Source organism: [Clostridium] symbiosum, from assembly GCA_036419695.1.
GTDB lineage: Bacteria > Bacillota > Clostridia > Lachnospirales > Lachnospiraceae > Otoolea > Otoolea symbiosa_A.
In genome coordinates this window covers 2,004,067-2,030,135 of record CP143946.1, presented here as the reverse complement: position 1 = coordinate 2,030,135, position 26,069 = coordinate 2,004,067, and the positions used below count along the sequence as shown (strand labels likewise).

Sequence of the window (26,069 nt, the reverse complement as noted above, 5' to 3'; positions counted from 1 at the left end):
CTCCCGTTTGTCTTCTATATACTATCCTATGTAAAAAATGAAATTATGTGCATAAATCAGCTGTTTTCCACTGTTTGTATGTATCATCTGCCGCCGCGTTACTGTTCCAGCTTAATCTGGTTCGACACGCTGAGCACAAGCCCCATCTCCAGCATCAGAAACAGGACCGATGTACCTCCGTAACTGATAAAAGGAAGCGTAACTCCCGTATTGGGAATGGAGTTGGTAACTACGGCAATATTCAGGATAACCTGGATGGCGATATGGGACATCACTCCCACCACTATCATGGCGCCCAGAAGATCCGGGGCATTGCCTGCAATCACCATAAAACGGTAAATCATAAACATGAAGATCAGAATCAGGGAGATCGCTCCAAAAAGCCCCAGCTCCTCGCAAATGATAGAGAAAATCATGTCATTCTGCGCCTCGGGCACAAACCCCAGTTTCTGAAGGCTCTCTCCCAGCCCTTTTCCAAAGAGGCCGCCGGAGCCAATCGCATATAGCCCCTGCAGTACCTGGTATCCGCCGGACCGCGAGTACATGATGGGGTTCTTCCACACGTTGATTCGGCCCAGCTGGTAATCCTTCAGGATATGCATATTCACCAGAATATGCCCAATGTACGGAGCCGCCGCCAGAAGCCCGACTCCCGTTCCGATGCAGGCGAAAAACGGCCACTTGATCTTACAGGCCACAAACATCATGACAAACACGATGCCGCAGATAATGATACCCGAGCTCAGGTTGTTTGCCGTAACGAGCAGGGCTAACGGGAGGGAAAAACCGATGAGCACGAGGGCCGGTTTCGGTTTGTTGATTCTCGTTCCCAGCTCGGCTATGAAAACGGCCACGAAGAGTATCAGGGAAATCTTTACAAGCTCCGTCGGCTGGAACTGAAGGATACTCGGTCCCAGCTTCAGCCACCTCTTTTTGCCGTGGGAAGCCACGCCGAGAGGGCTGAACATCGTCAGCAGCATTGTAATCCATGACAGGGCATATCCCAGAATGGCAAATCTGGCAAACCAGTGGTAATCAATCTTGGAGACCATATACATGGCCACAAAGCTTCCGCCTGCAATCGCCGCCTGCCTGATCGCAAAGTACGCAGGGTTATCGTAGTCCAACTGTGCCTTGTAGGAGCTGGCGCTGTAAATCATCACAAGTCCGAACGCAGTCAGGAAAATAATCGTAAACAGCAGACTGTAGTCGTAAAAGCGATGCGCTTTCTTTTTCTTCTTTTTCCCCGTACCAGGCATTATTCCACTCCTCATCCCTAAGGTACGCCAAAACCATTATTCCCTATGAGATAAAGTCGGTTACAGGCCCCTTACATATTCTTTAAACTTGGTTCCCCGCTCCTCAAAGTTCTTAAATTGTCCCCAGCTTGCACAGGCCGGAGAAAGGAGCACGTTGTCGCCCGGATTCGCATAGGATGCACATACCTGGACTGCCTCCAGCAGATCTTCCGCATACATGATGTCTGTAAATCCGTGACGTTTTGCACATTCTGCAATCTTATCTCTGGTCTGTCCGATCAGTACGAGATACCGTACTTTCCCGTCAAAGCTTTCAATCCACTCATCAAATTCAGAATGCTTATCATAGCCGCCCGCAATTAAAATGGTCGGTCCCGGCATTGCCTTGATGGCCTGCATGGCGGCATCCGGGTTCGTACCCTTGGAGTCGTTATAATATTTTACGCCGAAGCGCTCCGTTACATACTCAATTCTATGTTCCACCGCCTCAAAATTCTTTATCACTTCCTGAATTTTTTCCAGCGGAACGCCCATATTCATGCTGATGGCAACCGCCGCCATTACATTCTCATGGTTATGGCGTCCGAGAAGCTTCAGATCATGGATATCCACAATCTCCACCACCTTGCTTCCGTCATTATATACAATCTTTCCGTCGTCCAGATAATATCCCTTCTTCAGGGTCTGGCGGCTGGAGAAATATACCACGTTGATTTTCAGCGTCTCGCCGAACTCTCTCAGAACGGAGTCTTCATAATTGAGGACACACGTATCGCCCTCTTTCTGGTTCTTTGTAATACTCTCTTTGACTTCGATGTAGCATTCCATTGTTTTATGGCGGTCCAGATGATCGGGGGTAATATTCAGGATAGCGCTGACATTGGGACGGAAATCCATAATCGTCTCAAGCTGGAAACTGGAAACCTCCGCGACGGTCACGGAATCCTCCTCCGTCTCCAGTGCATGCGCCGTATATGGCTCCCCAATATTGCCCACAACAAAAACGCTCTCATAGAAAGATTTCATAATCTCTCCCGTCAGAGCCGTCGTCGTCGTCTTTCCATTGGTTCCCGTAATCGCGGCCAATTTGCCCTTGGCACAGTGGAACGCAAGCTGGATCTCACTCCAGATCGGCACTCCCGCCTCGTCCAAAACCGCCACAAACGGGGCGTCCATCGGAATGCCCGGGCTGATAACCGAAAGTTCCACTCCCAGCAGATCCGTTCTCTTCAGTTCTCCGAGAACCAACGTCACTTTGGCGTCCTCGTCGAAATTCTTCTTAATCTTCTCTGCATCCAGCTTCTCATTTCCATCATAAAGAACTACTTCCCCGCCCTTGGCAAGAAGAAGTTTTGCGGCCGCAATACCGCTGATTCCTGTTCCTGCTACTAATACTTTTTGACTCATCGTCCATTCCTCCTATAATCCTAAGTAAGCTACAAGGCAAAGGATTGCCGTTATAATCGAAAATACAGCCACGACTCTCGTCTCCGACCAGCCGCAAAGCTCAAAGTGGTGGTGGATCGGGGCCATCTTGAAAACACGTTTACCGCCGGACTTTTTAAAATAAGTCACCTGGATGATGACCGACAGGACCTCCACCAGATAAATCAGGCCCACGACGGCGATAAAGAGAGGCATCTGCATCATAAACGCACTGGACGCCACAAAGCCTCCCAGAGCCAGAGAACCGGTGTCACCCATAAATACCCTGGCCGGATACACATTGAACAGCAGGAAGCCTAAAAGGCTGCCTACCACGGCGCCTGTAATCGGGCTGATGCCGCTGTTCTCACCGATGGCTACGATTGTAAAGAAGGTGGCCACCAGAATCGTTACGCTGGTACAGAGACCATCCAGACCGTCGGTAAAATTCACACCGTTATCCGTTCCCAGGACGATAAAGAAAAGGGCCGGGACAAAAAGCCAGACCGGCATCTCCAGGACTTTCCCCATAAAAGGAATGATCATTCCCGTTCCGATCTCATCGGATGTAATAATATAGTAAGCAAAAATCCCCGTAATAATAATCTGTCCTACCAGCTTCTGCCCCGGATTCAGTCCTTCCGAGCGCTTCATGACAATCTTGATATAATCGTCCAGAAAACCTATCACGCCGAAACCGGCCGTGACAAACAGAACGGGGATAATCTTCGGATAATCCTTCAGATAGAGCAGGGAAGTGATGATAATGCTTGAAAGAATTACCAGTCCGCCCATCGTCGGAGTCCCCTGTTTTTTCAAATGGGCCTGCGGTCCGTCATCCCTGACCTGCTGCCCAAATTTCAGCTTGTGAAGAAACGGTATCACGATTGGACACAGAATCGCGCTGATTACAAATGCGATAATTACCGCCAGTATTGTCTCATTAACCATGTCACACCTCTAATTCTTATGTAGCCTCTGCCTTGTATTTTTCTATTATTCAAAATTTACTACATACGAAAATAGTATACGTCTTTTTAATGGAATAATCAACCTTTTTTCCGTGTGGTCCGCCTGGTCCGCCTTGTAGTTGAGATGCGGGAACGGCTCTGAAAGATGGCGGACGGGGTGGGGAGGTTTTGGTGGGTGGGTCTTCAGTCCCGGTTTATTAAGTGTCGTGAAGGGGAATCCGGAGAAAAAAATTCCTTCAGGGACTGAGGACTCATCCCCTCCCTCTCACCATCCCGCCCCCCGGCCGTCCCGGCGGCGTTCTCATTCCTCTGACTCTGCCTCCGTCTTTGGAATCCCCAGATACGGAAGAATGTTCTCGAATATGCTCCCCACAACCGGGGCCGCTATCGTGCCTCCGTAGTATACTCCCTCCGGTTCGTCGATCGTGATCAGGGCGATTACCTGGGGATCGTCGGCCGGGGCGAAACCTACGAAGGAAGAAATGTATTTTTTCAGGCTTCTTGGAAGTTTCTCGGAGGTCGCCGTCTTTCCCCCGATCCGGTATCCCTCAATTTTGGCGTTTTTACCGCTGCCCTCTGACACGACCTGTTCCAGAATGTAGCGCATTGTGCCGCTGGTCTCCTGGGACAGGATTCTGTCGCCTAAGGGGAAATCAAAATTATGCACCGAGCCGGTCTGGGGGCTGACCGATTTTACGGCCAGATGGGGCGTTACCCTGTTTCCTCCGTTGATGATGGACGATGCCGTCGTGATGAGCTGGAGCGGCGTGATCTGGAACGACTGGCCGAAGGAGACGGTGGCCAGTTCCACCAGGCCCATGTTCTCTTTCTTATGCATGATTGTGGCCGCCTCGCCGGGCAGGTCGATCCCCGTCTTTCCCAGCAGGCCGAACTGTGAGAAGTATTTATAATAATTGTCCACGCCCAGTCTCTGCCCTACGTCGATGAGGACGGGATTGCAGGAGTTCATCATTCCCTGCAGGAATGTCTCGCCTCCATGGCCTCCCACTTTATGGCACCTAATTTTTCGGTCCTCCACCACGCGGAAACCCGGGCAGGAGAACTGATCGGTCAGCCTTACGGCTCCGGCTTCGAGTCCCGCCGCCGCGGTCACAATCTTGAACGTGGAACCGGGTTCATACGTATCATTGATGCACTTGTTTCTCCACATCTGGTTCAGCAGATCCTGGGAACTTTTTCCGTTGCCGTCGGCCGCGATGCCCGGGATCAGGGTAAACGGCTCATTCAGGTTGAATTCGGGCACATTTACCATGGCAAGAATCTCTCCGTTCTTCGGGTTCATAACAACCACCGACACGCTGTTCGCCTGCTTCTTTTCCATGACCTGATAGGCCGCCTGCTCGGCGAATTTCTGGATATTGACGTCCAAGGTGACGACAAGGTCGTTGCCCGCCACCGGCTCGATCCGATCCTCCGCCGCGTTCTCGATCTCCACTCCCGCCGCATTGGAAAGCGTCAGGATTTTTCCGTCCTGACCCTTTAAGTATTTCTCATACTGGACTTCCAGCCCGATGATGCCCTGGTTGTCTCCACCTGTAAATCCCAGTACCCTGGAGGCCAGGCTGTCATAAGGATAATATCGTTTATAATCCTCGTCTACCTTTACCCCGGCAAGTCCCTGTGCGCGGATCTTGTCTCCCTCCGCTTTATCCACGTTGGTCTTTATAATTTCACGCGCCGAGTATTTCTCCACTTTTTTTCTGACCGTGTCTTCCGGCACTTCAAGTTCGTCGGAAAGCACCCGTATGACATTTTCCGGATCTTTGATCTGGTTGTGCACCACCGATATCGTACATACCGTCCTGTTGTCGGCGATCACCACTCCGTTCCGATCCAGAATCCGTCCTCTGGCAGCCTTGATCGTCCTCTCCCTCTGATGCAGATCCTCCGCCATCTGGCTGTAATAGTCCGCTTTATAGATCATAAGGAAGAACAGCCTTCCGGTCAGTCCTGCCATGCACAGGCATAACATGATGCATACGAACGCTATTCTTCCTCTGTGATGTGTCTGATTTCTGTTCATGCGGTACCTTTATGCTTTCGTTGGTACAGTATATTAAAAAATCAGGATTTTATTCTTTAACATTGGTCCAGGCTGTTTTTATCCGGTTGATACCGGCCGCTTTTTACGGCCTTAAGCCGGAGGGATGGGAGCCTGGCTGCTCTCGGGCGGCGCCCCGGTGCTGCCCGGCGGTTCCGTCATATCGCCGCCGGAGCTTTCAGGCGATGCGCCTGTTCCTCCCGGCATTCTGTCCGGATAATTATAGTCTTCCTCTCCGGAATCAATAAATTCGTCATCAAAGGACGGCCATGTTTCCATCGGAGCCGTACTTTCTCCGCTTTCACCGGTCTCTTCCTGGGTCTCGGAGGTTTCTCCGCTTGTGATTCCCTCTTCTCTTCCTGCCAGTTCCTCGTCTTCCGGAAGTCCTGTGTCGGTATCCGGGAATACGTTCATATAGGGAAGAATTTCCGCCATAATTTTACTTGAAATTTCACTGGCGAACTTGGAATGCGCCTGTTCCTCTCCCGGCAAGTTCGGCGTGTCTAACACGACATAAACAAGAACCTGAGGATCATAGGCGGGAGCATAACCGATAAAAGATACAAGGTAATTTTTCTCTTCACGCGGCTGTTTCTGAGCCGTACCCGTCTTACCAGCCACCTGGTATCCGGCAACCGCAGCGGCTCCCGCCGTACCGCCCACACCGGAAACGGTCTGGTAAAGCGCGTCGTTGATAAATCTCGACGTGCTCTCGGATACGGTCTCGCGCACCAGCTTCGGGCTGCTCTTCTGCACTACGGCGCCCTGGTCGTTCAAAACTCTTCTGACCACATGCGGTTCGTAGTAGGAGCCGCCGTTAATCAGGGAGCTGTATGCGGCCGCCATCTGAATCATCGTACAGTTGTAGTTCTGTCCGAAGGCGTTTGTCGCAAGGTCGACGGGTCCCATCTTGTCTGCTCTGTATACAAGGCCCGAGGTATCGGCCTCGCCGGGAAGGTCAATTCCCGTTTTGGAACCAAAGCCGAAAATACTCTGGTATTTGGCAAATTTTTCTTTGCCTTCCAGACGCACGATATTCATCATAACAACGTTACATGACTTCATAAGTCCCTGCGTAACGGTCAGAGGGCCGTGGCCGCTTCTGGCAACGCAGCGGATTTTCCACTTGTCGAGCTGGAGCATACCGCCGCACTCAAACGTCTCATAGCCGCTGATGGCTCCCTCCTCGATGGCTCCCGCCACGGTAAACGCTTTCTGCGGGGAACCAGGCTCAAAGGTATCGCTGACGCAGAAGTTCCTCCACATCTTATACCAGTTATCCGCCTTTGTCTTCTCATCCATGGCGGCCTGTTCTTCCTGGGTATAGTAACGGTCCATATTGTAGGGATCGTTTAAATCGTAACGGATGTTGGTGTCCATCGCGAGGATCTCCGCATTGTTGGGATCCATGACGATGACGGCCGCCACCTTGCTTCCAATTCCGGCCTGCCATTCGTCGATATATTTCTGGCAGATCTTCTGGATGTTGGTGTCGATGGTCAGTTCCAGGGTTTCTCCGTTTCTGGCCGGCTTCACTACCCTCTCCAGGTTGGAGTCGTCGTTTAAGTAACCGTACTCCCTGCCGTTGACCCCGGTGAGGACATCATTATAATACTGCTCCACTCCGCCGGAGGCATTGCCGTCCTTCATCGCAAAACCGATGACGTTGCAGGCCAGATCTTTGTATGGGTAAACTCTCTTATATTCATCCTCGAACCACACTCCGGTGATTCTCTTTTTGCCGCCCTCATCGGCAGCCAGCTTCCTGTATTCCTCGTTTCTGGCCTTTTTCAGGTTTTCAAACTGCTCCTTCTGTTCCGCCGACATCTGCTTTTCATAGATGACGTAATAGCTGTCTTTCCTGTCGTTTATCAGTTTGCGCAGTTCTTCCCGGTCATAGCCAAAACACTCGTTTAAGGCGTCTAACGTCGCTTCCAGGTATTCATAACTCTCATCATTTTCCAGGATCTGCTTGGGATCCAGGATCAGGTTGTATACTTTCTCACTGATGGCCAGATACGTTCCGTTTCTGTCCACAATATTTCCGCGCTTAAAGGGGATCGTCCGGCTCTCGTAATCCTGGTGGCTCAGAACGATCTGGTTATAGTCTTCCCCTTTACTTTTCACAATATTATATAGCACTAAGACAAGTGCAAACAAAGCCAGCGTAATTACCATTACGGTAATCGCCAGCTTTTCCTGCATATATTTCCGAAAGGTCTGTTTGTTGTTAGTGTTTTGGGATGTCCTCATACTGCCTTACATACTCACTTTCCGTTTTATTATACAAAAGAATCTGGTTCTTATTGGCATATACCATGCCAAGTTCTTCTGTAGCGACTTTATATACATGATCCAAGTCAACGTAAGTGTCAATTCTTGTCTGAAGGGCATCATTTTCAGATTTCAGATGTTCAAGCTTAAGCTCCAGCGCTTCTATATTGTTGATTCTTGTCGTGATTGAAGCCTGAATGCGCAGATAATTCATGCACAAAAACAGCGTGATTACGGCTGCTACGGTCAAAGCAAAGACATAAGGCCCGTCCATATAGAGGGCTTTCTCCCTGTTTCTCCTTACAACGTGGCTGCGTCTGTAGTCGTCCTGTACCCTGCGCTCCGGCTTTGTCTGCGTCGTAGTTCTATTTACTTTTCTTACGGTATTGCCGTCTACATAAGTACCGGCATATTCAGGATGTCTTCTTCTGGCAGCCATAGGTTTTACCTCCTATTTTTCTCAAACACCCTCAGTTTTGCGCTCTTGGAACGCTTGTTTTCTGAGAGTTCTTCCTCTGACGGTAGGATGGGCTTGCGTGTCGCCACGCGGCCCCTGCTCTTCTTTCCACACATACACACAGGGAAGTCGGGCGGGCAGGTGCATGGATTTTCATTCGTCCGGAAACGGTTCTTTACAATCCTGTCCTCAAGGGAATGGAAGGTGATAATGGAAAGCCTTCCCCCCGGAGCCAGAAGATCCGTCATGGTATCGATCGAATTCTCCAGAACCTCCAGTTCTTTGTTCAGCTCTATACGGATTGCCTGAAAGGTCCGTTTGGCCGGATGGCCTCCCGTCGCCCTCACCTTGGCCGGAATTGCGGCTTTTATAATCTCAATCAGCTCTCCCGTCGTCTCAATCTCTTTTTCCTGCCGTGCTCTGACAATGTGTTTTGCAATATTCTTTGCAAATCTGTCTTCCCCATAATCTCTGATGATATGGAACAGCTCTGATTCAGTGTAGTTATTTACAATATCTTTCGCGGTCTCCGTATTTCTCTGGTCCATTCTCATATCGAGGGGGGCATTGTCCTCCCTGTAAGTGAATCCCCGGTCCGCCGTGTCAAGCTGATAGGAGGAGACGCCTAAATCCAGGTAAATCCCATCCACCTCTTTTATACCCAGCTCTCTTAAAACCGCTTCGATATTCTCATAGTTGCTTCTAACAATTGTTACTTTATCTCCGAATTCTTTCAGACGTTCGGATGCAGCCGCGATGGCATCGGCATCCTGATCGATTCCGATCAGCCTTCCACCCTCTCCGAGCCGCCTGCACACTTCGTATGCATGCCCGCCTCCACCCAGGGTTCCGTCCACATAAATGCCGTCCGGCTTTATGTTAAGGCTGTCGATTGTCTCATCTAAAAGTACTGATTTGTGTCCAAATATCATATTCCAAGGCCTTCCATGTTCTCTGCAATTTCGTCCATGTCGTCATAGACGTTCTTTTCGGTCCAGGTTGCTTTGTTCCAGATCTCGATCCGGCTTCCCACTCCCACCAGAACCACTTCTTTTTCCAGGTTCGCAAACTCCCTGAGCACGGCGGGGAGAAGGATTCTACCCTGCTTGTCCACCTCACAGGCGGAAGCTCCGGCCAGGAAAAAACGTGAGAACTTTCTGGCATTTGTATTCGTAAGCGGCAGTGACTGGAGCTTTTCTTCGAAGTTTTTCCACTCAGAATTATCATACACAAAGAGACAGCCGTCTAAACCCTTTGTCACGACAAATTCGTCTCCCAGCTGTTCCCTGAATTTGGAGGGGATAATTAACCTCCCCTTCGCATCGATTGTATGATTGTATTCACCCATGAACATAGCAATCACCTGTCATCCATTGTGCTCCACTTCGTTTCCACCTGGCGCCATTTGGCACCACTTTCCACCACTTTCTACCACTTTGTATTCTAATTCTAGTACATATGTAAGGAAATAGCAAGAAATATTTATAAAAAAATACAGAAAAGGGGTGGTAAGATCTGGGAATCTTACCACCCTTTTTCATGTACTTCTACATATGTAATTCACTTAGTAACCGGCTACAACATATTGATTTAATAACTGATCAAGCTCCACACTGCACTGATAAATCACTTTATATTCATCCTCCGTGTCAATGCTTCTATTCAACCGTTCCCTTGCGTTTTCGATTTTACTGATCAATTCTTCTCTCGCATTTGCCATATCCTACTCTCCTTTTGTTGATGCTGTCTTCAGTTGTGGCGCCGTCAGAGGATATTGTTGTCATTGTTGTAAAAAATATTTGCACAAACCGGTATTCCAGACCCTCAATCCAGGAATACAGTCTTAAACTCCAGATATCCGATGCCAGCAATCGCGGGCGCGCTTACAGACAAGGATGTTTGTAAATGCTTCCTCGATATATCTTCATTTTAAGTCCTGATCCCCTAAAAATCAAACTAATTCGGCCGATAATATTCGACAAAAATTGACGTGAAGCCCCTTTTTATCAACCAATTCCCTTGTAAATGATACCCAGGATAAATACGATAATTGTAAGCGGCACATAGAGTCCGCAGGCAATTTTACCGAACAGGGACGGCAGTTTTTTTCCTCTTCCCGCCTCCATTTCTTTCCTGATTTCTTTGTATCCCAGAATGTAATAAATGGAAACCGCGCCGAGCACCGCCCCAAACGGAACCACCATGATGGTGATGAAATCCATCCAGCTTCCGACAGAAGGCTCCGCTTCCAGGAATACGCCGACACCAAAACAAATCACGCCGCACAGAAGCACCGCAAGTTTTCTTGGAACCTCAAACCGATGCTGGATACTTTCAATTACTGCTTCAAACATATTAATTAAAGAAGTGATTCCTGCAAATACCACGGAAAGGAAGAAAATCACGGCAAAAATTTGCCCCATCGGCATCTGTGCGAAAATCTTCGGAATCGTGATAAACATCAGCGATGGACCGGCTCCCGGCTCAATGCCGAATGCAAATACGGCCGGCATGATGGCCAGGGCTGCAAGAAGAGCCGCCACCGTGTCAAACATCGCCGTGCGCAGCGACGCGCCCACGATATCGGCATTTTTATTAAGGTAGGAACCGTATACGATCATTCCTGACCCCGTGATGGACAGCGAAAAAAATGCCTGTCCCATGGCCATAACCCAGGTATTGACATCCTTCAGACGCTCCCACTTCGGCACAAAGAGAAAGCGGTAGCCTGCGGATGCGCCCGGCAGGAAAAACACCCTGACCGCCAGGACGGTAAAAAGCACGAAGAAAATGGGCATCATCACGCGGTTTGCACGCTCTATCTGTGTAACAGAGCCCGTAATCAGGATCACGACCGTAATCAGTACTACCGCCAGATGCCACGGCAGACTTCCAAAGCTGCCCGTAGCCTGTGCAAAATATGCGGCCGACTCCTCCGAAAGAATGGCGCCGGACAGGGAACCGCCCAGGGAACGGAGCACCCAGCCGATAATAATTGAATATCCAATGGCGATTCCCAGAGAACCAAGGAGCGGAATCCAGCCGAGCAGACGCCCCGCTTTCCCCTGCCCCCTGTGAGCCCAGCAATATTCATAAGAACCAAGCGTTCCTGTCTTTGCCCTTCTCCCGATGGCAAACTCCGCCGACAGGCCGGTCAGGCCGAACAGGCAGATGAAAAAGATATAGGGAACCAGGAAGGCCGCTCCTCCGAACTGGCCCAGACGGTATGGAAACATCCATATATTACCCAGGCCCACCGCGGACCCCACGCAGGCCAGGACAAAACCCAGCGAACTGCTGAAATTACCATTTTTGTGACTCATGAAATAAACCTCCTCGTTGTTATGGTGGAAAATCCGTGATGCGGGCCTTTCATCATTGGTTACGGCGAAAAAACTGTAACTGCGCTTTTCACCGTGTGAGCGCATCTGCCGGTCTGGCTCTTATCCGGCTAGAATATCTGCGGTATCCATGCCTGCCGGAACAGACGGGCTTACTATGCCGCTTTAAACGGCAAAATCATTTCTATCATAATATATCCTGCATATAAAAGCAACTTATTTTACTTAAGCGATTTTAGTTGAACCTCCGTTACCGTTCACAGGCAGCATTCCGCGAGGTGTTTTTTGTGAATGGAGCGTAGCGGAAGTCCTAAACACCGTCTCCAGTAACAGACCTCCTTTTATTAAGGAAGAAATACTCCGGAAAACGGTAAGGACGGCAGGGTAGGTTTTGCTTTGGGCTGCTTGACATGGAGGAGAATTTAGATGATAATGAGTTTATTCACTCATCGAAATTGCTATGGAGGTAGGTTTATGAGATATTCAGATGATCCGGGGGACAGAGGGGTCCGGAGGGCGCGCAACAGTCCGCGGAGTCCCCGCATTTCCAAGGATCCCGGGGAACGGAAACAGGAAATTATCGAGACGGCTTTGGAACTTCTGGCGGAGAAGGGATATCATGATTTAAATGTCCAGGATATTACGGACAGGATGAATGTTTCCCCCGGACTCTGCTACCGCTATTTTAAATCTAAAACCGACATTTTTGCCGCTGCATCCGAATTCTATGCCATGAAGATGGTGGAACAGGTGAAGATTCCTCTCTCCCAGGACATTCCTGTAACCGAAAAACTGAAGATTGTGATAGACCGCATCTTTGAGTTTACGAAGAAACACGAGGAATTTGAAGCGCGCTATAGCGAGGGGGAGGATATCCGGGCAATTTACCTCGATCATGTCGCGGAACAATGGGCTCTCGTGCTTCTCCCGGTTATCGGACAGGGTGTGAAGGAAGATATTTTTCACTGTGCGGATGTGTCCGCCGCCACCCATTTTCTGATTTTCGGACTGGTCCATACATTTCACCGGCTTATGCCCGCTCAAAATACAGGAGAATATATGACTTCTTATCTTGATTTCACCCATGAAATGTTTGCACGCGTTTTGGGCATCCCGGCGGATTCATTCCGTTAACCGGTATCCTCCTGTATATGGGCTGTTTTTTTAATTCTATCAATGCTTTAATTGAGCACCGGAACTGTGATCCGACGGCTGTTGCACCGCGCGGAACAGCTCCGGTATATTTTCCTCTCATGGAATGAGTAAATGGTGCGGAACCCTTGTTTCCCTTTTCATCATGTTTTCCGGCCTGAAAGCCATGTGCGGGGTGGTGCAGAGGCTGATGGGGGAAGCGCCGGACAAAAATCTGGAGGAAACAATCATATCCTGCGTCATGCGCCATCCTGAAGTATCGAAAATCAGTAATCTCCTGATCCATGACTACGGAATGGGCCGCTATGCCGTTTCCATGCATATCGGCGGAGCAGCCCCGGCGCTCACGGAACAGGCGGCCCAAGCGGAGCAGGCGGTTCAAATGAGCCAGATACAACAAATCGAACAGTGGATGCAGATGGAGCAAAGGCCGCAAATGGGGCAAAAGCCGCAGATGGAACAGATCGCCCAGGAAATTACATATGAGCTTTTCTCCTCTCTGGACTGTGACGCCACAATCCAGACCGAGCAGCTCATCACCGATGAAGCCGTCATAGTTCCTATACGCAGCAGCGCAGAACAGGTGATTAAAAAATTCGAGGAAACGGCTCTCATCAGGGAACTGAGGCTGGTAAACGCCGGTTCCCACATCAATGTATTTCTAACGGCCGCCTGCTCCAGACGGCTGCAAAAGGAAGAGGCCGCTGTAAGGCAGGCGCTCCGGGATTCCATTTGTGAGGGGAATGACCGGTATCAGATTATTCCAAAATTGGTGATTGCTCCGATCGGCAAAAAGAAAAACTGAAGTATGGTTTTCAGCATTTTCGCTGTTACCGTTGACAATAATGCCTCCCATCCTTCCCCACCAGGATGACCGTTTTCATTTTACTGTACACAGCCTCATTTGCCCTATCATACAAAATAACGCTGTCACTATACCTAAAAAAAGAATTTTAGCTACGCATTCCAAAAGCGAAAGCGCAGCTCCGGAAGAATATTTTCTGCCCGCATTCCCCCTCACAACTCCCTCCCCAGGACTGAAGCCCCCACACACTCCCTCCCCCTCCGCACTTGAGAAAATCCGTCCCAAGCGATGCCGGATGGCGGGCGGGCCGCAGCCTACCCGGTCTTCAGTCCGTTCGACGCAGTTCCGGGGAATTCGGGAGAAAACATTCCGCAGGGGACCTGGGAATCCGCCGGTGCTTAACGAGGTCTTACACGAGTTTAGCACCCGCTGCGCATTCCAAAAGCGAGAGCGTGTCCCCGGAGGAATATTTTCTGCCCGCATTCCCCCTCGCGACTCCCTCCCCAGGACTGAAGACCCTCACACCCTCCCACTCCCCGCCCGCTATCCCCACCCCACATTTTCTCAATTAAATTCCCTCTTCCTTTCCCCCCCATTTTATGGTATTCTATTCTGGTACGCCCAGGCGTAAACAGCGGTAAATGAACTTTGTAAACAGCTTGCTGTTTCTCAATAATAGAAAGGATGTTTATTATGAAATTAGGTATTGTAGGCCTGCCGAACGTAGGTAAAAGTACTCTCTTCAATTCCCTGACAAAAGCCGGCGCAGAATCCGCCAATTATCCGTTCTGTACCATCGACCCCAACGTGGGCATCGTACCGGTTCCCGACTTCCGCCTCGGAAAGCTTTCCGCTCTCTATAATTCTGAAAAGATTACCCCGGCCGTAATCGAATTTGTAGATATTGCAGGCCTTGTAAAGGGCGCATCCAAGGGCGAGGGCCTCGGCAACCAGTTCCTCTCCAATATCCGTGAGGTGGATGCCATCGTACACGTAGTGCGCTGCTTTGAGGATCCCAATGTTATCCATGTGGACGGCAGCGTCGACCCGCTCCGCGACATCGAGACAATCAACCTGGAACTGATTTTCTCCGATATGGAAATCCTGGAAAGAAGAATTTCCAAGACAAATAAGAGCCTGATGGGCAATAAAGCCCTTGCAAAGGAATTAGAAACGTTAAAAGCGCTCTATGCTCATCTGGAAGACGGCAAACTGGCAAGAAGTTTTGAAACTGAGGATGAGGACGAGCTTGAATTTATTAATTCTTTAAACCTGCTTACCTGGAAACCGGTGATTTTTGCGGCAAACGTCTGTGAAGACGATCTGTCCGACGACGGGGCAAATAATGAATATGTAGCCGCCGTACGCAAATTTGCTTCCGAAACAGGCAGCGAGGCCTTTGTCATCTGCGCACAGATTGAGCAGGAGATCGCAGAACTGGATGAGGAAGAAAAGAAGATGTTCTTAGAGGATCTGGGCCTTACGGAATCCGGCCTGGAGAAACTGATCGCCGCCAGCTACCGCCTTCTCGGCCTGATCAGCTACCTGACGGCAGGACCTCAGGAAACACGCGCCTGGACCATTAAGGTCGGCACCAAAGCGCCTCAGGCAGCCGGTAAAATCCATTCCGATTTTGAACGCGGCTTTATCAAGGCAGAGGTTGTCAACTATCAGGATCTGCTGGACTGCGGCACCTACACGGCCGCCAAGGAAAAAGGGCTGGTTCGGATGGAAGGCAAGGAGTATGTGGTAAAAGACGGTGACGTGGTTCTCTTCCGTTTTAACGTATAAAACCGGTATAAATCCGTATTGCAAAGAGGCTGCTGCAAAATCAATCTCAATAAATTAAGATAACAACGAAAAGCACGCTTCGCGAACTTTTCATTGCCGCTCAATAAAAAAGGGTGAGTCATACAAACTGATGTATACTCACTCTTTTTTAATAAGTCAAAACAAGCTGTTAAAACAATATAGCTGAAGTTGAACAGATAAAACGGGTTATCGGGTTATCCCATCGAAAAGGGATGCTATTGCATATCAACCGGAACGTAAACGTCCATATAAGTGACACCCTCTCTTACATAGGTCTCCTCCATACAGATGCGGTTCTCATAACTTTGCGCTGCCATATGGCGTGCGTTTACATATTCAAAAATTTTTCCGTAAGCGCCGGGGATCTTCTCCCAGGGCGCCGAGAAGGGGGCCGTAATAGTGATCACCGCATAGTGATCCGTGTCTTGGACAGCTAGTTCTGCTCCCCCGCAGGAAGGAACAAAATCCTCTGGAATGACATACGCCGCCACATATCCATGCAGTCCAAATCTTTCCTTCTGTTCTTCAGAGACAAAGGGAAAATCCCAACCAATCCTTTTTAGGGTATAGCCGGGAGTATCAAGCAGCCCGCTGTTTTTTGCCCAACGCTCCATATATTCCATTGCATCTGTTTCGGGATTCGGGCTGATTACGACATATCTGGCAAGCCTGAATTTCTCCACTGTCTTCAAACTGATTTCACTATATACCTGATTCATTTCTCATTCTCCTGACGTTAAATTTAAATCTACTCCTCCAGCTCCTTCATACCTGCAATCAATACCTTCAATGAGAGGTTGAAGCTATCCTCCACCGGCAAAACATGGCCAAACGCATGGTTATTTACTAATAAGGAAAAGCCTTCCAAAAACGCCCGGAAAGTACGGATCAGATGATCACAGTTCTCTTCTGAAATGTTTAATGAGGCTGTGATTTTCGAGCAGATTAAAAACAGCCCGTCCGTAACTCTCCCTGCTTCATCGTTCTGGTATTTGTTATACCAAAGCATGGCGCTGAACACGCCGGGGTTTTCCGTCGCATACCGATAGAATGCCCTGCATATCGCTTCCCACGCGGCATACCCGCTGACCCCCGCCGCAGCCTCCAGCATCCGTTCTTCCATGTTCCGCCAGCCATAGAGCATCAGTTCATTTTGCAGATCGTCAAGCCCCTTAATGTGATTGTAAAGGGACGGAGGCTTTACATGTAAGCTGTCCGCCAGTCTCTTTAATGTCACTGCTTCAAACCCCATGCTGTTTGCTAACTGGGCTGCTTTTTCAATCACGGCGCTTTTATCAAGACCCGCTCTAGCCATAATATGCCTCCAAAAACTATTGATAATAGTATTATAACTAATTATATTAGTTTTGTAAAGAAGGTATGTCTCTATCGTCGTGTGTAATCCGGGATTTCCGATGCTGTATATGATGCACGAAAGCGGTCCGATATCATTTCACCTATGCAAAATACTGTATCGTCCCGTCGGAAAAAATCCCGGCCTCCGTCCCCTCTCCGTGGTCTTTTCTCAGAAGCTCCATCGCCTCCTCCCACGTCTTTACCCACACCACGCGTTTCTTTCCGTCCACATCGCCGAAGCGCAGAGTCGAATATTGATCGGGATAGGGGCTCAGGCAGATAATGCGGCGCACATGGGCCACTTCGTCCCCCATCGGGCCCCACTGTCTTCCGAAGGCCTTTCTGCCGAAGGGACCTGAAAAATAGTGCACCACCTGCCCGTCCGGACAATAATTGACGAGTACAATATCTCCCCCCGTTTCTTTCAGGTACGCGGCCGCATTCAGAATAGCCAGATCCGCCTCGTTGACCTTCGCATTGGCATTTGCCACGATCACATCCTTTTTATCCGGAATCCGGCTTCGATAAGTCACAGCCGCCGCCTGAATCCCCTCATAATATTCCGCTATCGGATCTCCCGCAAACAGTCCGATGATATCCAGCCTTGCATTATAAATCACATCTATCTTAAAAAACTCTCCCGCCATCCGGGTCATATCTTCGATCTCCGTCCTCATAACAGGGGAACTCTGCTGCCCCATCCACCCATACTTGCTTTTCGTATGGTTTCCTGTGGTCGTGGCGATGGAAGCAATTCCCGGAAACAGAAGTTTTCCCCCGCCCCCAAATCCATTGAGCGGGTGCGGGGTAATAGCCCCTATTCCAATTCTTACGTCACTCTCTGCAAACTCGCGGTTAATTTCCACCGGAACGCCCTCCGGTGTATAACCGAGCAGCACATTATTTTCGTATGGGTTATGGTTAAATACGCAGAACCGGCCGACTATATTTTCCCCCAGCTTTCTGACAAACTGGCTTCTCGTCATGGCCCCATGATTTCCAAGGGCGCAGAGGAATTCGATATTGTCCTCCCGGATTCCTGCCGCCAGAAGCTCCTCCACCACAAATTCCGCGATCTCTTTAAGCTTTGTCCCGCGGCTGGCATCGTCAAATATAATGACTGCGTTCTTCCGCCCCCGGGCCAGTTCACGGATTGTTTTCATTCCCCCGGACGGATGGTTAATCCGGTTTCTAATCTGCTCCAGCGTCAGGGCTGGCATCGTATCCCCCGGCATTCCGTAATACTCCGTATGCCAGTTTTCGGGCAGACTTACCCTGACCTTCCCATTTTCAGCGGCAACCTGATACAATGTAACATCCATATAATTCCTCCACCGCCAATAGCGGTCTCCTATACGGCTATAGGACTGCCGCAAAATGAAGTCTCTCATTTCATGGCAGCCCTCCGGCCGATGCTATTTCCCTGATTTTCCAGAAGCCTGCTTAAAAATTGTCCAGCAGCTCTTTATTTCTCACATACTGTGACAGTTCCCCCTTCTCCAGAAACGCTTCGATTGTCTCCGCCATGATGGTCTGGGACCGCAGTCCCCCCTCCGCCGTCTCCGCGCCCATGTGGGAAGTGATAAATACATTTTCCATGTCCAGGAGCGGATTATCCTCCATCGGCGGCTCATCGCACAGCACATCGAGACCCGCTGCCCCAATCCGGCCGTTCTTCAGCGCTTCGACCAGATCCGCCTCATTCATCACGCTGCCGCGGCAGGTGTTGATCAGGTATGCGCCCATCTTCATCCTGTCAAAGCATTCCCGGTTGATGCTGCCCGCCGTCTCCGGCGTGCTTGGGATATGCAGGCTCACAATGTCGCTTTGTTCAAATAATTCCTCCCTGGAACCGGCAGACCGCACCCCTGCAGGAAGCTGTTCCTCTTTTATATAGGGATCATAGGTCAGAATCTGCACCCGGAAACCCGACAGCATACGGGCCAGGTTCCGCGCAATATTGCCGAATCCCAGAAGGCCCACGGTTTTACCGTCCAGCTCTGTCCCAGTAATGGTAGAGGGCCATATACGGGCCTTTACGCCGCCGACACAGGGGGTGAATTTCCGGCCTGCGTTCAGGATATGTAAGAGCGCCACCTCCGCCACCGAGGCTGAGTTTGCCCCGATGATATTGGCCACCGGGATGTGATGTCCGGCTGCAGCCGCAAGGTCGATATTGTCGAGCCCCATCCCATATTTCTGGATGAATTTCACCTTTCCCTCGGCCTCCGCCAGGAGCGCCTCATCCCATTTTTCCAGCGTGCTGATCACCACGTCCGACATGAGCGCCTGCTCTCTCACGAGATCCGGCCGGTTTCCCGGAATTGCCTTTGCCACAAAATTATATTTTCCTGAAAACTGCTTTTCCAGATAGGACAAATCCACTTTTACCGGATCCACGTTAATCCAGATTGTCTGTTTCATACCGTCACCTTTCCCTGCCTACTGCATTACGTCCTGAATGTCCTCAATCGCCCGGACGGCCATATCGACCGCTTCCTCTCCCGTAGCCGAACCCGTCATTACCTGGTTTACCATCTTGCAGGCCGGATAGCTGAAGAAGTGCTTGGATGCCACTGCGCGTCCTTCCAGCGTATCAACCGGATAGCCGTAATAACCTCCGGCATTGCGCGCATAATCCACGATCAGGGCATTCACTTCATCCTGCCATACATCTGCTTTTGCCGTATCTTCAAATACAGGGGCCAGGAATGGAGCCGTCGTCTCGAAGCACTGGCCGTACCATTCGGGATCCAGCAGATATTTAATCAACTCAGCCGCCTCGTCCGGGTATTTGGAAGTCTTTGTGATGCCGTAGCCTCTCGGGAAGCTCATGTAGATTCCGTTCTCCGAGCCGACCGGAGCAGATACAAAAGCCGTGTTATCAAAAATTTCTTTATTTTCCTCGTTGTCACGAAGCGCAACATAGAGGGACGGTCCGTTGATGCAGATAGCCGCCCTGCCCTGGATATAGGCCGAATTGTTGCCGCCCGCATCCCAGGTCGTGCTGTCCGCCGGAATCACGCCGTCTTTGTAGAGCTGCCCGATCATATCCAGCCTGTCCGCCCATTTATTGCCGTCTTTGATCGTGATATTGCCGTCTTTGTCAAACATATAGGCGCCTTCGTTCCACTGCCACTGACGCCATTCATTCTCATCATCGTCATCGGTGTCTCCACAGCCCATGGCCAGCCCATAGAAATTGTTGTCCTGATCCGTCACCTTTTTTGCTACTTCCACTACCTCATCCCAGGTCTTCGGCATCTCGGTAATTCCCTTTTCCTCCAGGACATCCTTGCGCACATACATGATGACCGCGGAACTGCTGTACGGCACGTAATAATGGACCCCGTCGATCTGGGTGCTGGCGTAGGCGGAATCAAAATAGCCGCGCTCCTCGTTCAGCTCATTCACCAGCTCCGACACGTCGGTGTAGGGAATATTCGGATAATAGTTCATCGTCCTGGTGGTATCGGTGTAGGTCACATCCGGTGCATTTCCGCCCTCAATGGCCGCGTTCAGTTTTGGTATAAAGTCCGTGGAGTTTATAACCTCACAGTTTACTTTGATTCCGCTCTCCGCCGCAAACTGCTGCACCCTCTCCTCAGTTGCCTTATTCACCTCATCACTGAACAGCTTCTCCACCCAGATCGTCAGTTCCTTTGCCTCAGCCTCCTTGCCTGCCTCCGCTTTTGTGCTCTCTCCCGCCGGGGCGGCTGCGTCCGTCGCATCCCCTGCCTTGCCGGAACATGCGGTCAGGGAAATACCCATTGCCGCACACAACGTAATGCCGGCGGCCCTTTTCCAGAAACGTCTGTTTTTCTTCATAATAATTTTCCTCCTTTTATTGTTTCACACCGCCCGCCGTCTTTCCTCCGACAAGCGCGCTGTTTGATAAGATATAAATGCAGAGAATCGGGATGCATGCGGCCATCGCTCCGGCCATCAGCTGGTTCCACGCCGGCATATCCCCATAGATAATGGCCGACAGAATCAGCGGGAAGGTCTGCACCTCCTTGCTGCTCACATTGACAAGTGCATACAGGTATTCACCCCAGCACATGGCAAAGGCAAAGATTGTGGTAGAGACAATGCCTGGCAGCGCCAGAGGGAACACAATCCGGTACATCGTTCCAATCCTGGAACAACCGTCCACCCTGGCCGCCTCCTCTAACTCCACCGGAACCGAAGCAATATGCGGTATCAGAATCCATGCCACATAGGGCAGGGTAAAGGTGGGATAAATCAGCATCAGCCCGTAAATACTGTTGCTCAGCTTCAGCGTCGATACAAACATATAGAGAGGGATGTACAGCACGCAGGTCGGAAGCAGATAGGTAAACAGGACCGTCTTCGAGTACATCCTGCGGCCCTTAAATTTAATCCGCGCAATCGCATAGGCGGCCGGGTAAGCCACCAGGATGGAGAAGGCAGATACAAACACCGCAATAATCAGGCTGTTCTTTAAACCGCTTACAAATGAGGTCTCCGTCAGCAGATAGCGGTATGCCTCCAGGCTGAACTTGTGAGGGTACATGGTTGGAATCTTCGCATATATTTCCCCCTGGGATTTAAGAGACGTGTTGAGCATCCAGTAGATGGGAAACAGCGCGACAATCAACATCAGGGCTACAAACAGATAATTAAGCACTCTCAGCATTTTGTTACTTTTCATCGTCTCACCCCTTTTCCCGTCTCTTCCGCTTCCCGGCATTCTCATCCGGCAGCATCATCTTCGCGATACAATTGATAATCAAAAACAGGAACGGCATTGCAATAACGGCCACCGCCACACCGCGTCCCAGCATCATCTGCATCATGGCCGTCTTGTAGCTGTATACGTTCATGACCTGGGTGCTTCCGTTTGGCCCGCCTCCCGTCATCAGCCATACGCTCTCAAATTCATTCAGAGTCCAAATCGTGGACATCAGCGTCGATAACAGCAGCACTTCCTTAATCTCGGGAAGCGTTATGTAGATAAAACGCTGCCACACATTGGCCCCGTCTATTTGTGCCGCCTCGTAATAATCACCTGAAATGGTCTGCAGCTTCGCCAGAATCGACATCCCGAAAAACGGGGTCCCCCTCCATACATTACTGATAATAATAGCCGTCATGGCCAGTCCGGCCGAGCCGAACCAGATGAGATCCTTATCAATCAGGCCGAACGTGCGCATCAGATAATTTGCCACGCCTCCGTTGGTGCTGAAAATCCATTTCCAGTTGTAAACAGCCACGATATTGGGCAGCGTCCACGGAATCATCAGGATCGCCCGGACGATGTTGCGTCCCTTAAACTCCATATTGAGGGACAGAGCCATCGCGGTTCCGAGCACTGCCTTCAGTGCAATCGCGAAAAAAGTAAATTTCAGCGTATTAACAATGGAATGCAGATATTCTTTATCCGTCAACAGACGCACATAGTTGCGGAGCCCGATGAATTTGGCCGGGCCGCCTATGGTTTTGTTGGTAAAACTGATGTAAATCCCCCAGATAATCGGCACGAGCAGGACGCACAGCAGATACACAATCAGCGGAATGTTGATCAGCCAGGCAAAGCGCGCTTCCTTCGATATCTTTCCCGCCCCTTTTACTTTGGCCTCACTCATGGCATCCCTTCCCCCTTCCCCATTTATGAAACCGCTGTCAACAGAATTCCTTCTTAGCTTCCACAATCATCCTTGCCGCCTCACCGGCAACGGCATAGTCAGCTTCGGTGAGCGGCGCCAGCGGCAGCCTGACTCCTCCGATATCCAGCTTCTCATTGATGCGGAGCACCTCTTTTATCACGCCGTACATATTACCGTGGGCACTGCACAGCTTTGCAATGATATCGTCAATCACATACTGGAGACGACAGGCCTCCGCCATCTCGCGCGCCTCAAAAAGTTCGTTGAGCTTTAAGAAAAGCTCTGGCATCGCGCCATAGGTTCCGCCAATCCCGCCGTCGGCCCCGATGGAACGGCCTCCGATAAACTGTTCGTCGGGACCGTTAAAGATAACGTAATCATCCCCGGCCGCCGCCTTCAGTATTTGGATATCCTGTATCGGCATGGAAGAATTCTTCACTCCAATAACCCTTGGGTTCTTTCTCATCTCCGCAAACAGGGACGGAGTCAGGGCCACGCCGGCCAGCTGCGGGATATTATAAATAATAAAATCGGTATCGGGAGCGGCCTCGCTCATGTCGTTCCAATATTTTGCAATGGCATACTCCGGCAGGCGGAAGTAGATCGGCGGTATTGCCGCGATGGCGTCCACCCCCTGCTCCTGGGCATGTTTTGCCAGGACCACGCTGTCCTTCGTGTTGTTGCAGGCCACGTGGGCAATGACGGTCAGTTTTCCCCGGGCGGCCGCCATTACATTCTCCAGAACGGTTTTCCGGTCCTCCACACTCTGGTAGATGCATTCACCGGAAGAGCCGTTGACATAGACTCCCTTTACGCCCTTTTTAATAAAAAACTCCGTCAGCGCCCTCACCCGCTCGGGACTAATCTCTCCCGATTCATCATAGCAGGCATAAAATGCTGGAAAGATTCCTCTGTACTTATCCAGATTTCTCATATTTCCTCTCCTTTGTCTGTTTTACTTTTTGGTCCCCTGTTTCAGGAAAAATGCCCTGGTTATGTTACTGTTCACAGCCCCGCTGTAAAGCGCGGTTCTGTGAATAGTAACCTGATTATTTCTTTCCGGCAGAATTCCTGTGTGCATTAATAATAAATTCATCATACTACAAAAAATATTTTTCGTCAATCTTGTATAAAAAAATATTTTTTTATTTCCAAATTGTTGGGTTGACGTTTTTTTCTTCACAAAGCCCGGAGGCCAGCCAGGCCGCGCCAAGCAGCCCCGCCCTGTTTCCAAGACCGGCCGGAAGCAGTTCCACACCGCGGAAACTGTCCATAATCTCACACTGTGTTTTCTCCCGGATTCTGCGTATCACATGCGGCTGGGCCATCACACCGCCGCCCAGGATGATACAGGAGGGATTGAAAATATGGATGAGCGTGATAAGGCCATAGACTATCTCATCGATCCAGACGTCGACCAGGGCGTAGACTCCCGGCTCGGAAAGACGCTCAAATATCTTCCTTCCGCTGTCCAGATCACCGTCGTACTTCTCCACCATTCGCACCAGCGCCGTGGTGGAGGCGTATTTTTCATAACAGCCGCTGAAGGGGCTGCCCGCCTCCCGATCCTCCGGGTGCACAATGATGCCGCCAAACTCACCGGCCGAGAATGTGCCTCCCGTATATACCTCCCCATTTATCACGATCGCGCCTCCCACTCCGGTACCATATGTAATACACAGAAAATCACTGCGTCCAATCCCCGCGCCGAACCTGGCTTCTCCAAGGGCCGCCGCATTCACGTCATTTTCAACCGCCGCCGGCACCGCAAATTCACGTTCTAAAATCTCCCGTACCGGCATCCCGGTATAGCCCGGAATATTTTCATTGGCATAGAGGATACGGCCCTTTTTAGAATCCACCTGTCCCGCGGTGCTGATTCCGATCGCCCGGTATCCCCGGTATCCGCGTAGGATTTCCTTTACCCTCTCCATTACATAGGAGCCGCCATTCTGAGCATTGGTGTCCCACTCCCTCACTTCCGTCAGTTCACCGCCGCACCAGAGTCCGGACTTGATGGATGTGCCTCCGATATCCAGCGCCACTATTTTGTTCTCCATCCCTCTCTCCTTTTCCAGTTTTATCTGTCCAGTACCTGTACCGTCTGCTGAGCATTAACATCCTTTCTTACTTAATAGCCGACACAAACCGCTGTGTAATTTCCCGCGGCCTTGTGATGGCGCTTCCAATCACAACCGCCCAGACGCCGCGATTAAGCGCCGCCTTCAATTGATCCGGCATCCAGATTCCGCCTTCGGCAATCACCGGCCTGCCGCACTCTTTCGCCAGCCTTCCCATCAGCTCAATATTGGGAAGCTCCACGCCCGCGGTATAGTCCGTATATCCGTTCATCGTGGTCCCCACAAAATCAAAACCCAACTCGGCCGCATGCATTCCCTCCTCATAGCTGGAGCAGTCAGCCATAAATAACTGCTCCGGATACTTTTCACGCACCTCGCCGAAAAAATCATCCAGTGACCTTCCGTCCGGGCGCGGTCTTTTCGCGGAGTCCGTCGCATCCGTCGCGATAATCGACACACCGCATGCCACGAGGGCGTCAACCTCTTTTACCGTAGGTGTAATATACACACTGCAGTCCCCGTACACCTCCTTAATAATCCCGATAATCGGAAGGTCCACCGTCTTTTTAATCTCCGTAATATCCTCAACTGTATTGGCCCGGATTCCTACCGCACCTCCCTTCATCGCCGCATACGCCATCCGTGACATAATATAGGAGCTGTGCAGAGGCTCTTCTTTCAACGCCTGACAGGATACAATTAAGCCCCCCTTAATCCGATCCACAATTGCCTGATTCATCTGATTCATACAAATCCCTCGCATTCACCTTATTTGTAATACTCATTCATAACAACTTAATTAAACTATATCACGTCAAGAAATTTTTTTCAATTATTAAAAATAAATAAAAAAGTTTTTTAATTATGTTAAAAACCGCCAAAGTAATACGGCAGCCCCCATAAGGACTGCCGCATTACTTTGACGGCTGCTATGCAAATACCATCAAAAAATCGGTCCGGATTTTTCCATGAAACGGCCAACCAGGAAGCCGGAGACTCATCCAATCCCGTCTGCCATCCGCCTGCCGCGACTTATTTTTTCAACTCCTCTTCCTGTCAAGAAATGCCTTCGCATCCTTTGACATCACAAGGATTAGCACACTGACCATGTAGATCGTCGTAATAAAAAACAATACCCATACATAAAACGAAACCATGCCTCCCAGCACAAATTCCGTCACCGTAAAGGCCCCGAATACGGCCGCTATACCGTTCAGCGCAGTCAGCAGGTATTTAGCCCACCTGTGTCCCTGGTAAAGGAAATACCAGACAATGCAGCTGAGAATAATCCGTATCATATTAACCGAAATTGCAACGGTGCACAGTTCCGCAACGGCTCCGCCCGCAATGACTCCAATTATGTAAATCTGCCCCTTTTTCTGCTGTTCTGTCATGCTTTTCTGCCCTTTCCTCCTATAGTTTCGAATCGTCTGTGGTCATTATA

At 50.2% G+C, this 26,069-nt stretch carries 24 protein-coding genes; 3 read left to right on the top strand and 21 right to left on the bottom strand.

Translation table 11 applies throughout. The features are described from left to right. Nucleotides 1-98: 98 nt before the first annotated feature. The 10 genes from V3C10_09345 to V3C10_09300 all read right to left on the bottom strand — a co-directional run bounded on the left by V3C10_09345 (nt 99) and on the right by V3C10_09300 (nt 11,771). The gene (locus V3C10_09345; GenBank protein ID WVP63990.1) at nt 99-1,259 is read right to left on the bottom strand and encodes a putative peptidoglycan glycosyltransferase FtsW; all 1,161 of its coding nucleotides are present in this window, start codon (nt 1,257-1,259) and stop codon (nt 99-101) included. Between the two features lie 60 nt (nt 1,260-1,319). After that, complete coding sequence (gene murD, locus V3C10_09340) at nt 1,320-2,666, bottom strand: UDP-N-acetylmuramoyl-L-alanine--D-glutamate ligase (GenBank protein ID WVP63989.1); 1,347 nt, start codon at nt 2,664-2,666, stop codon at nt 1,320-1,322. 12 nt (nt 2,667-2,678) lie between these two features. Further along, the gene (gene mraY, locus V3C10_09335; GenBank protein WVP63988.1) at nt 2,679-3,635 is read right to left on the bottom strand and encodes a phospho-N-acetylmuramoyl-pentapeptide-transferase; all 957 of its coding nucleotides are present in this window, start codon (nt 3,633-3,635) and stop codon (nt 2,679-2,681) included. Nucleotides 3,636-3,956: 321 nt separating this feature from the next. Then, nucleotides 3,957-5,699, bottom strand: a complete 1,743-nt coding sequence (locus tag V3C10_09330; protein ID WVP63987.1) for a penicillin-binding transpeptidase domain-containing protein — start codon at nt 5,697-5,699, stop codon at nt 3,957-3,959. Nucleotides 5,700-5,810: 111 nt separating this feature from the next. Then, on the bottom strand, nt 5,811-7,922 hold the full coding sequence (locus V3C10_09325) for a penicillin-binding protein 2 (protein ID WVP63986.1): 2,112 nt from the start codon (nt 7,920-7,922) through the stop codon (nt 5,811-5,813). Nucleotides 7,923-7,947: 25 nt separating this feature from the next. Next, the gene (locus V3C10_09320) at nt 7,948-8,430 is read right to left on the bottom strand and encodes a cell division protein FtsL (GenBank protein WVP63985.1); all 483 of its coding nucleotides are present in this window, start codon (nt 8,428-8,430) and stop codon (nt 7,948-7,950) included. A gap of 5 nt (nt 8,431-8,435) precedes the next feature. Next, entirely contained in the window at nt 8,436-9,380 is a 945-nt protein-coding gene (rsmH, locus tag V3C10_09315) for a 16S rRNA (cytosine(1402)-N(4))-methyltransferase RsmH (protein WVP63984.1), read from the bottom strand. Beyond that, complete coding sequence (gene mraZ / locus V3C10_09310; GenBank protein WVP63983.1) at nt 9,377-9,802, bottom strand: division/cell wall cluster transcriptional repressor MraZ; 426 nt, start codon at nt 9,800-9,802, stop codon at nt 9,377-9,379. The genes rsmH and mraZ overlap by 4 nt, the downstream gene beginning before the upstream one ends. Before the next feature lie 210 nt (nt 9,803-10,012). Next, nucleotides 10,013-10,168 carry an aspartyl-phosphate phosphatase Spo0E family protein gene (locus tag V3C10_09305; protein WVP63982.1) on the bottom strand — a complete coding sequence of 52 codons (156 nt, stop codon included), beginning with the start codon at nt 10,166-10,168 and terminating at the stop codon, nt 10,013-10,015. 286 nt (nt 10,169-10,454) lie between these two features. Further along, nucleotides 10,455-11,771 (bottom strand): sodium-dependent transporter, encoded by a 1,317-nt coding sequence (locus tag V3C10_09300; protein ID WVP63981.1) that lies wholly within the window; start codon nt 11,769-11,771, stop codon nt 10,455-10,457. A 492-nt stretch (nt 11,772-12,263) separates the two neighbouring features. Between V3C10_09300 and V3C10_09295 the strand changes: the two genes are divergently transcribed. The 3 genes from V3C10_09295 to ychF all read left to right on the top strand — a co-directional run bounded on the left by V3C10_09295 (nt 12,264) and on the right by ychF (nt 15,537). Then, nucleotides 12,264-12,923 (top strand): TetR/AcrR family transcriptional regulator, encoded by a 660-nt coding sequence (locus tag V3C10_09295; protein ID WVP63980.1) that lies wholly within the window; start codon nt 12,264-12,266, stop codon nt 12,921-12,923. Nucleotides 12,924-13,047: 124 nt separating this feature from the next. Further along, on the top strand, nt 13,048-13,746 hold the full coding sequence (locus tag V3C10_09290; GenBank protein ID WVP63979.1) for a hypothetical protein: 699 nt from the start codon (nt 13,048-13,050) through the stop codon (nt 13,744-13,746). A 693-nt stretch (nt 13,747-14,439) separates the two neighbouring features. Beyond that, entirely contained in the window at nt 14,440-15,537 is a 1,098-nt protein-coding gene (gene ychF, locus V3C10_09285; protein WVP63978.1) for a redox-regulated ATPase YchF, read from the top strand. Between the two features lie 236 nt (nt 15,538-15,773). Here the strand turns inward: ychF and V3C10_09280 are convergent, their stop codons facing one another. The 11 genes from V3C10_09280 to V3C10_09230 form a co-directional block, all read right to left on the bottom strand. Beyond that, on the bottom strand, nt 15,774-16,277 hold the full coding sequence (locus V3C10_09280; protein ID WVP63977.1) for a hypothetical protein: 504 nt from the start codon (nt 16,275-16,277) through the stop codon (nt 15,774-15,776). A gap of 29 nt (nt 16,278-16,306) precedes the next feature. Further along, nucleotides 16,307-16,873: a WHG domain-containing protein gene (locus tag V3C10_09275; protein WVP63976.1), complete on the bottom strand. Its 567-nt coding sequence runs from the start codon at nt 16,871-16,873 to the stop codon at nt 16,307-16,309. A 142-nt stretch (nt 16,874-17,015) separates the two neighbouring features. Then, the gene (locus tag V3C10_09270; GenBank protein ID WVP63975.1) at nt 17,016-18,236 is read right to left on the bottom strand and encodes a lactate racemase domain-containing protein; all 1,221 of its coding nucleotides are present in this window, start codon (nt 18,234-18,236) and stop codon (nt 17,016-17,018) included. A 121-nt stretch (nt 18,237-18,357) separates the two neighbouring features. Next, entirely contained in the window at nt 18,358-19,338 is a 981-nt protein-coding gene (locus V3C10_09265) for an NAD(P)-dependent oxidoreductase (protein ID WVP63974.1), read from the bottom strand. Between the two features lie 18 nt (nt 19,339-19,356). After that, the gene (locus V3C10_09260) at nt 19,357-20,742 is read right to left on the bottom strand and encodes a sugar ABC transporter substrate-binding protein (protein ID WVP63973.1); all 1,386 of its coding nucleotides are present in this window, start codon (nt 20,740-20,742) and stop codon (nt 19,357-19,359) included. Between the two features lie 16 nt (nt 20,743-20,758). Further along, nucleotides 20,759-21,589, bottom strand: a complete 831-nt coding sequence (locus tag V3C10_09255) for a carbohydrate ABC transporter permease (protein ID WVP63972.1) — start codon at nt 21,587-21,589, stop codon at nt 20,759-20,761. Nucleotides 21,590-21,593: 4 nt separating this feature from the next. Continuing rightward, a complete protein-coding gene (locus tag V3C10_09250; GenBank protein WVP63971.1) occupies nt 21,594-22,523 on the bottom strand; it encodes a sugar ABC transporter permease in 930 nt (309 codons plus the stop codon). A gap of 37 nt (nt 22,524-22,560) precedes the next feature. After that, the gene (locus tag V3C10_09245; GenBank protein ID WVP63970.1) at nt 22,561-23,478 is read right to left on the bottom strand and encodes a dihydrodipicolinate synthase family protein; all 918 of its coding nucleotides are present in this window, start codon (nt 23,476-23,478) and stop codon (nt 22,561-22,563) included. Between the two features lie 211 nt (nt 23,479-23,689). Continuing rightward, nucleotides 23,690-24,604, bottom strand: coding sequence for an ROK family protein (locus V3C10_09240; GenBank protein ID WVP63969.1), 915 nt, complete (start codon nt 24,602-24,604; stop codon nt 23,690-23,692). 67 nt (nt 24,605-24,671) lie between these two features. Beyond that, nucleotides 24,672-25,364 (bottom strand): N-acetylmannosamine-6-phosphate 2-epimerase, encoded by a 693-nt coding sequence (locus V3C10_09235; GenBank protein ID WVP64602.1) that lies wholly within the window; start codon nt 25,362-25,364, stop codon nt 24,672-24,674. 301 nt (nt 25,365-25,665) lie between these two features. After that, nucleotides 25,666-26,019: a hypothetical protein gene (locus V3C10_09230; protein WVP63968.1), complete on the bottom strand. Its 354-nt coding sequence runs from the start codon at nt 26,017-26,019 to the stop codon at nt 25,666-25,668. Nucleotides 26,020-26,069: the final 50 nt, after the last annotated feature.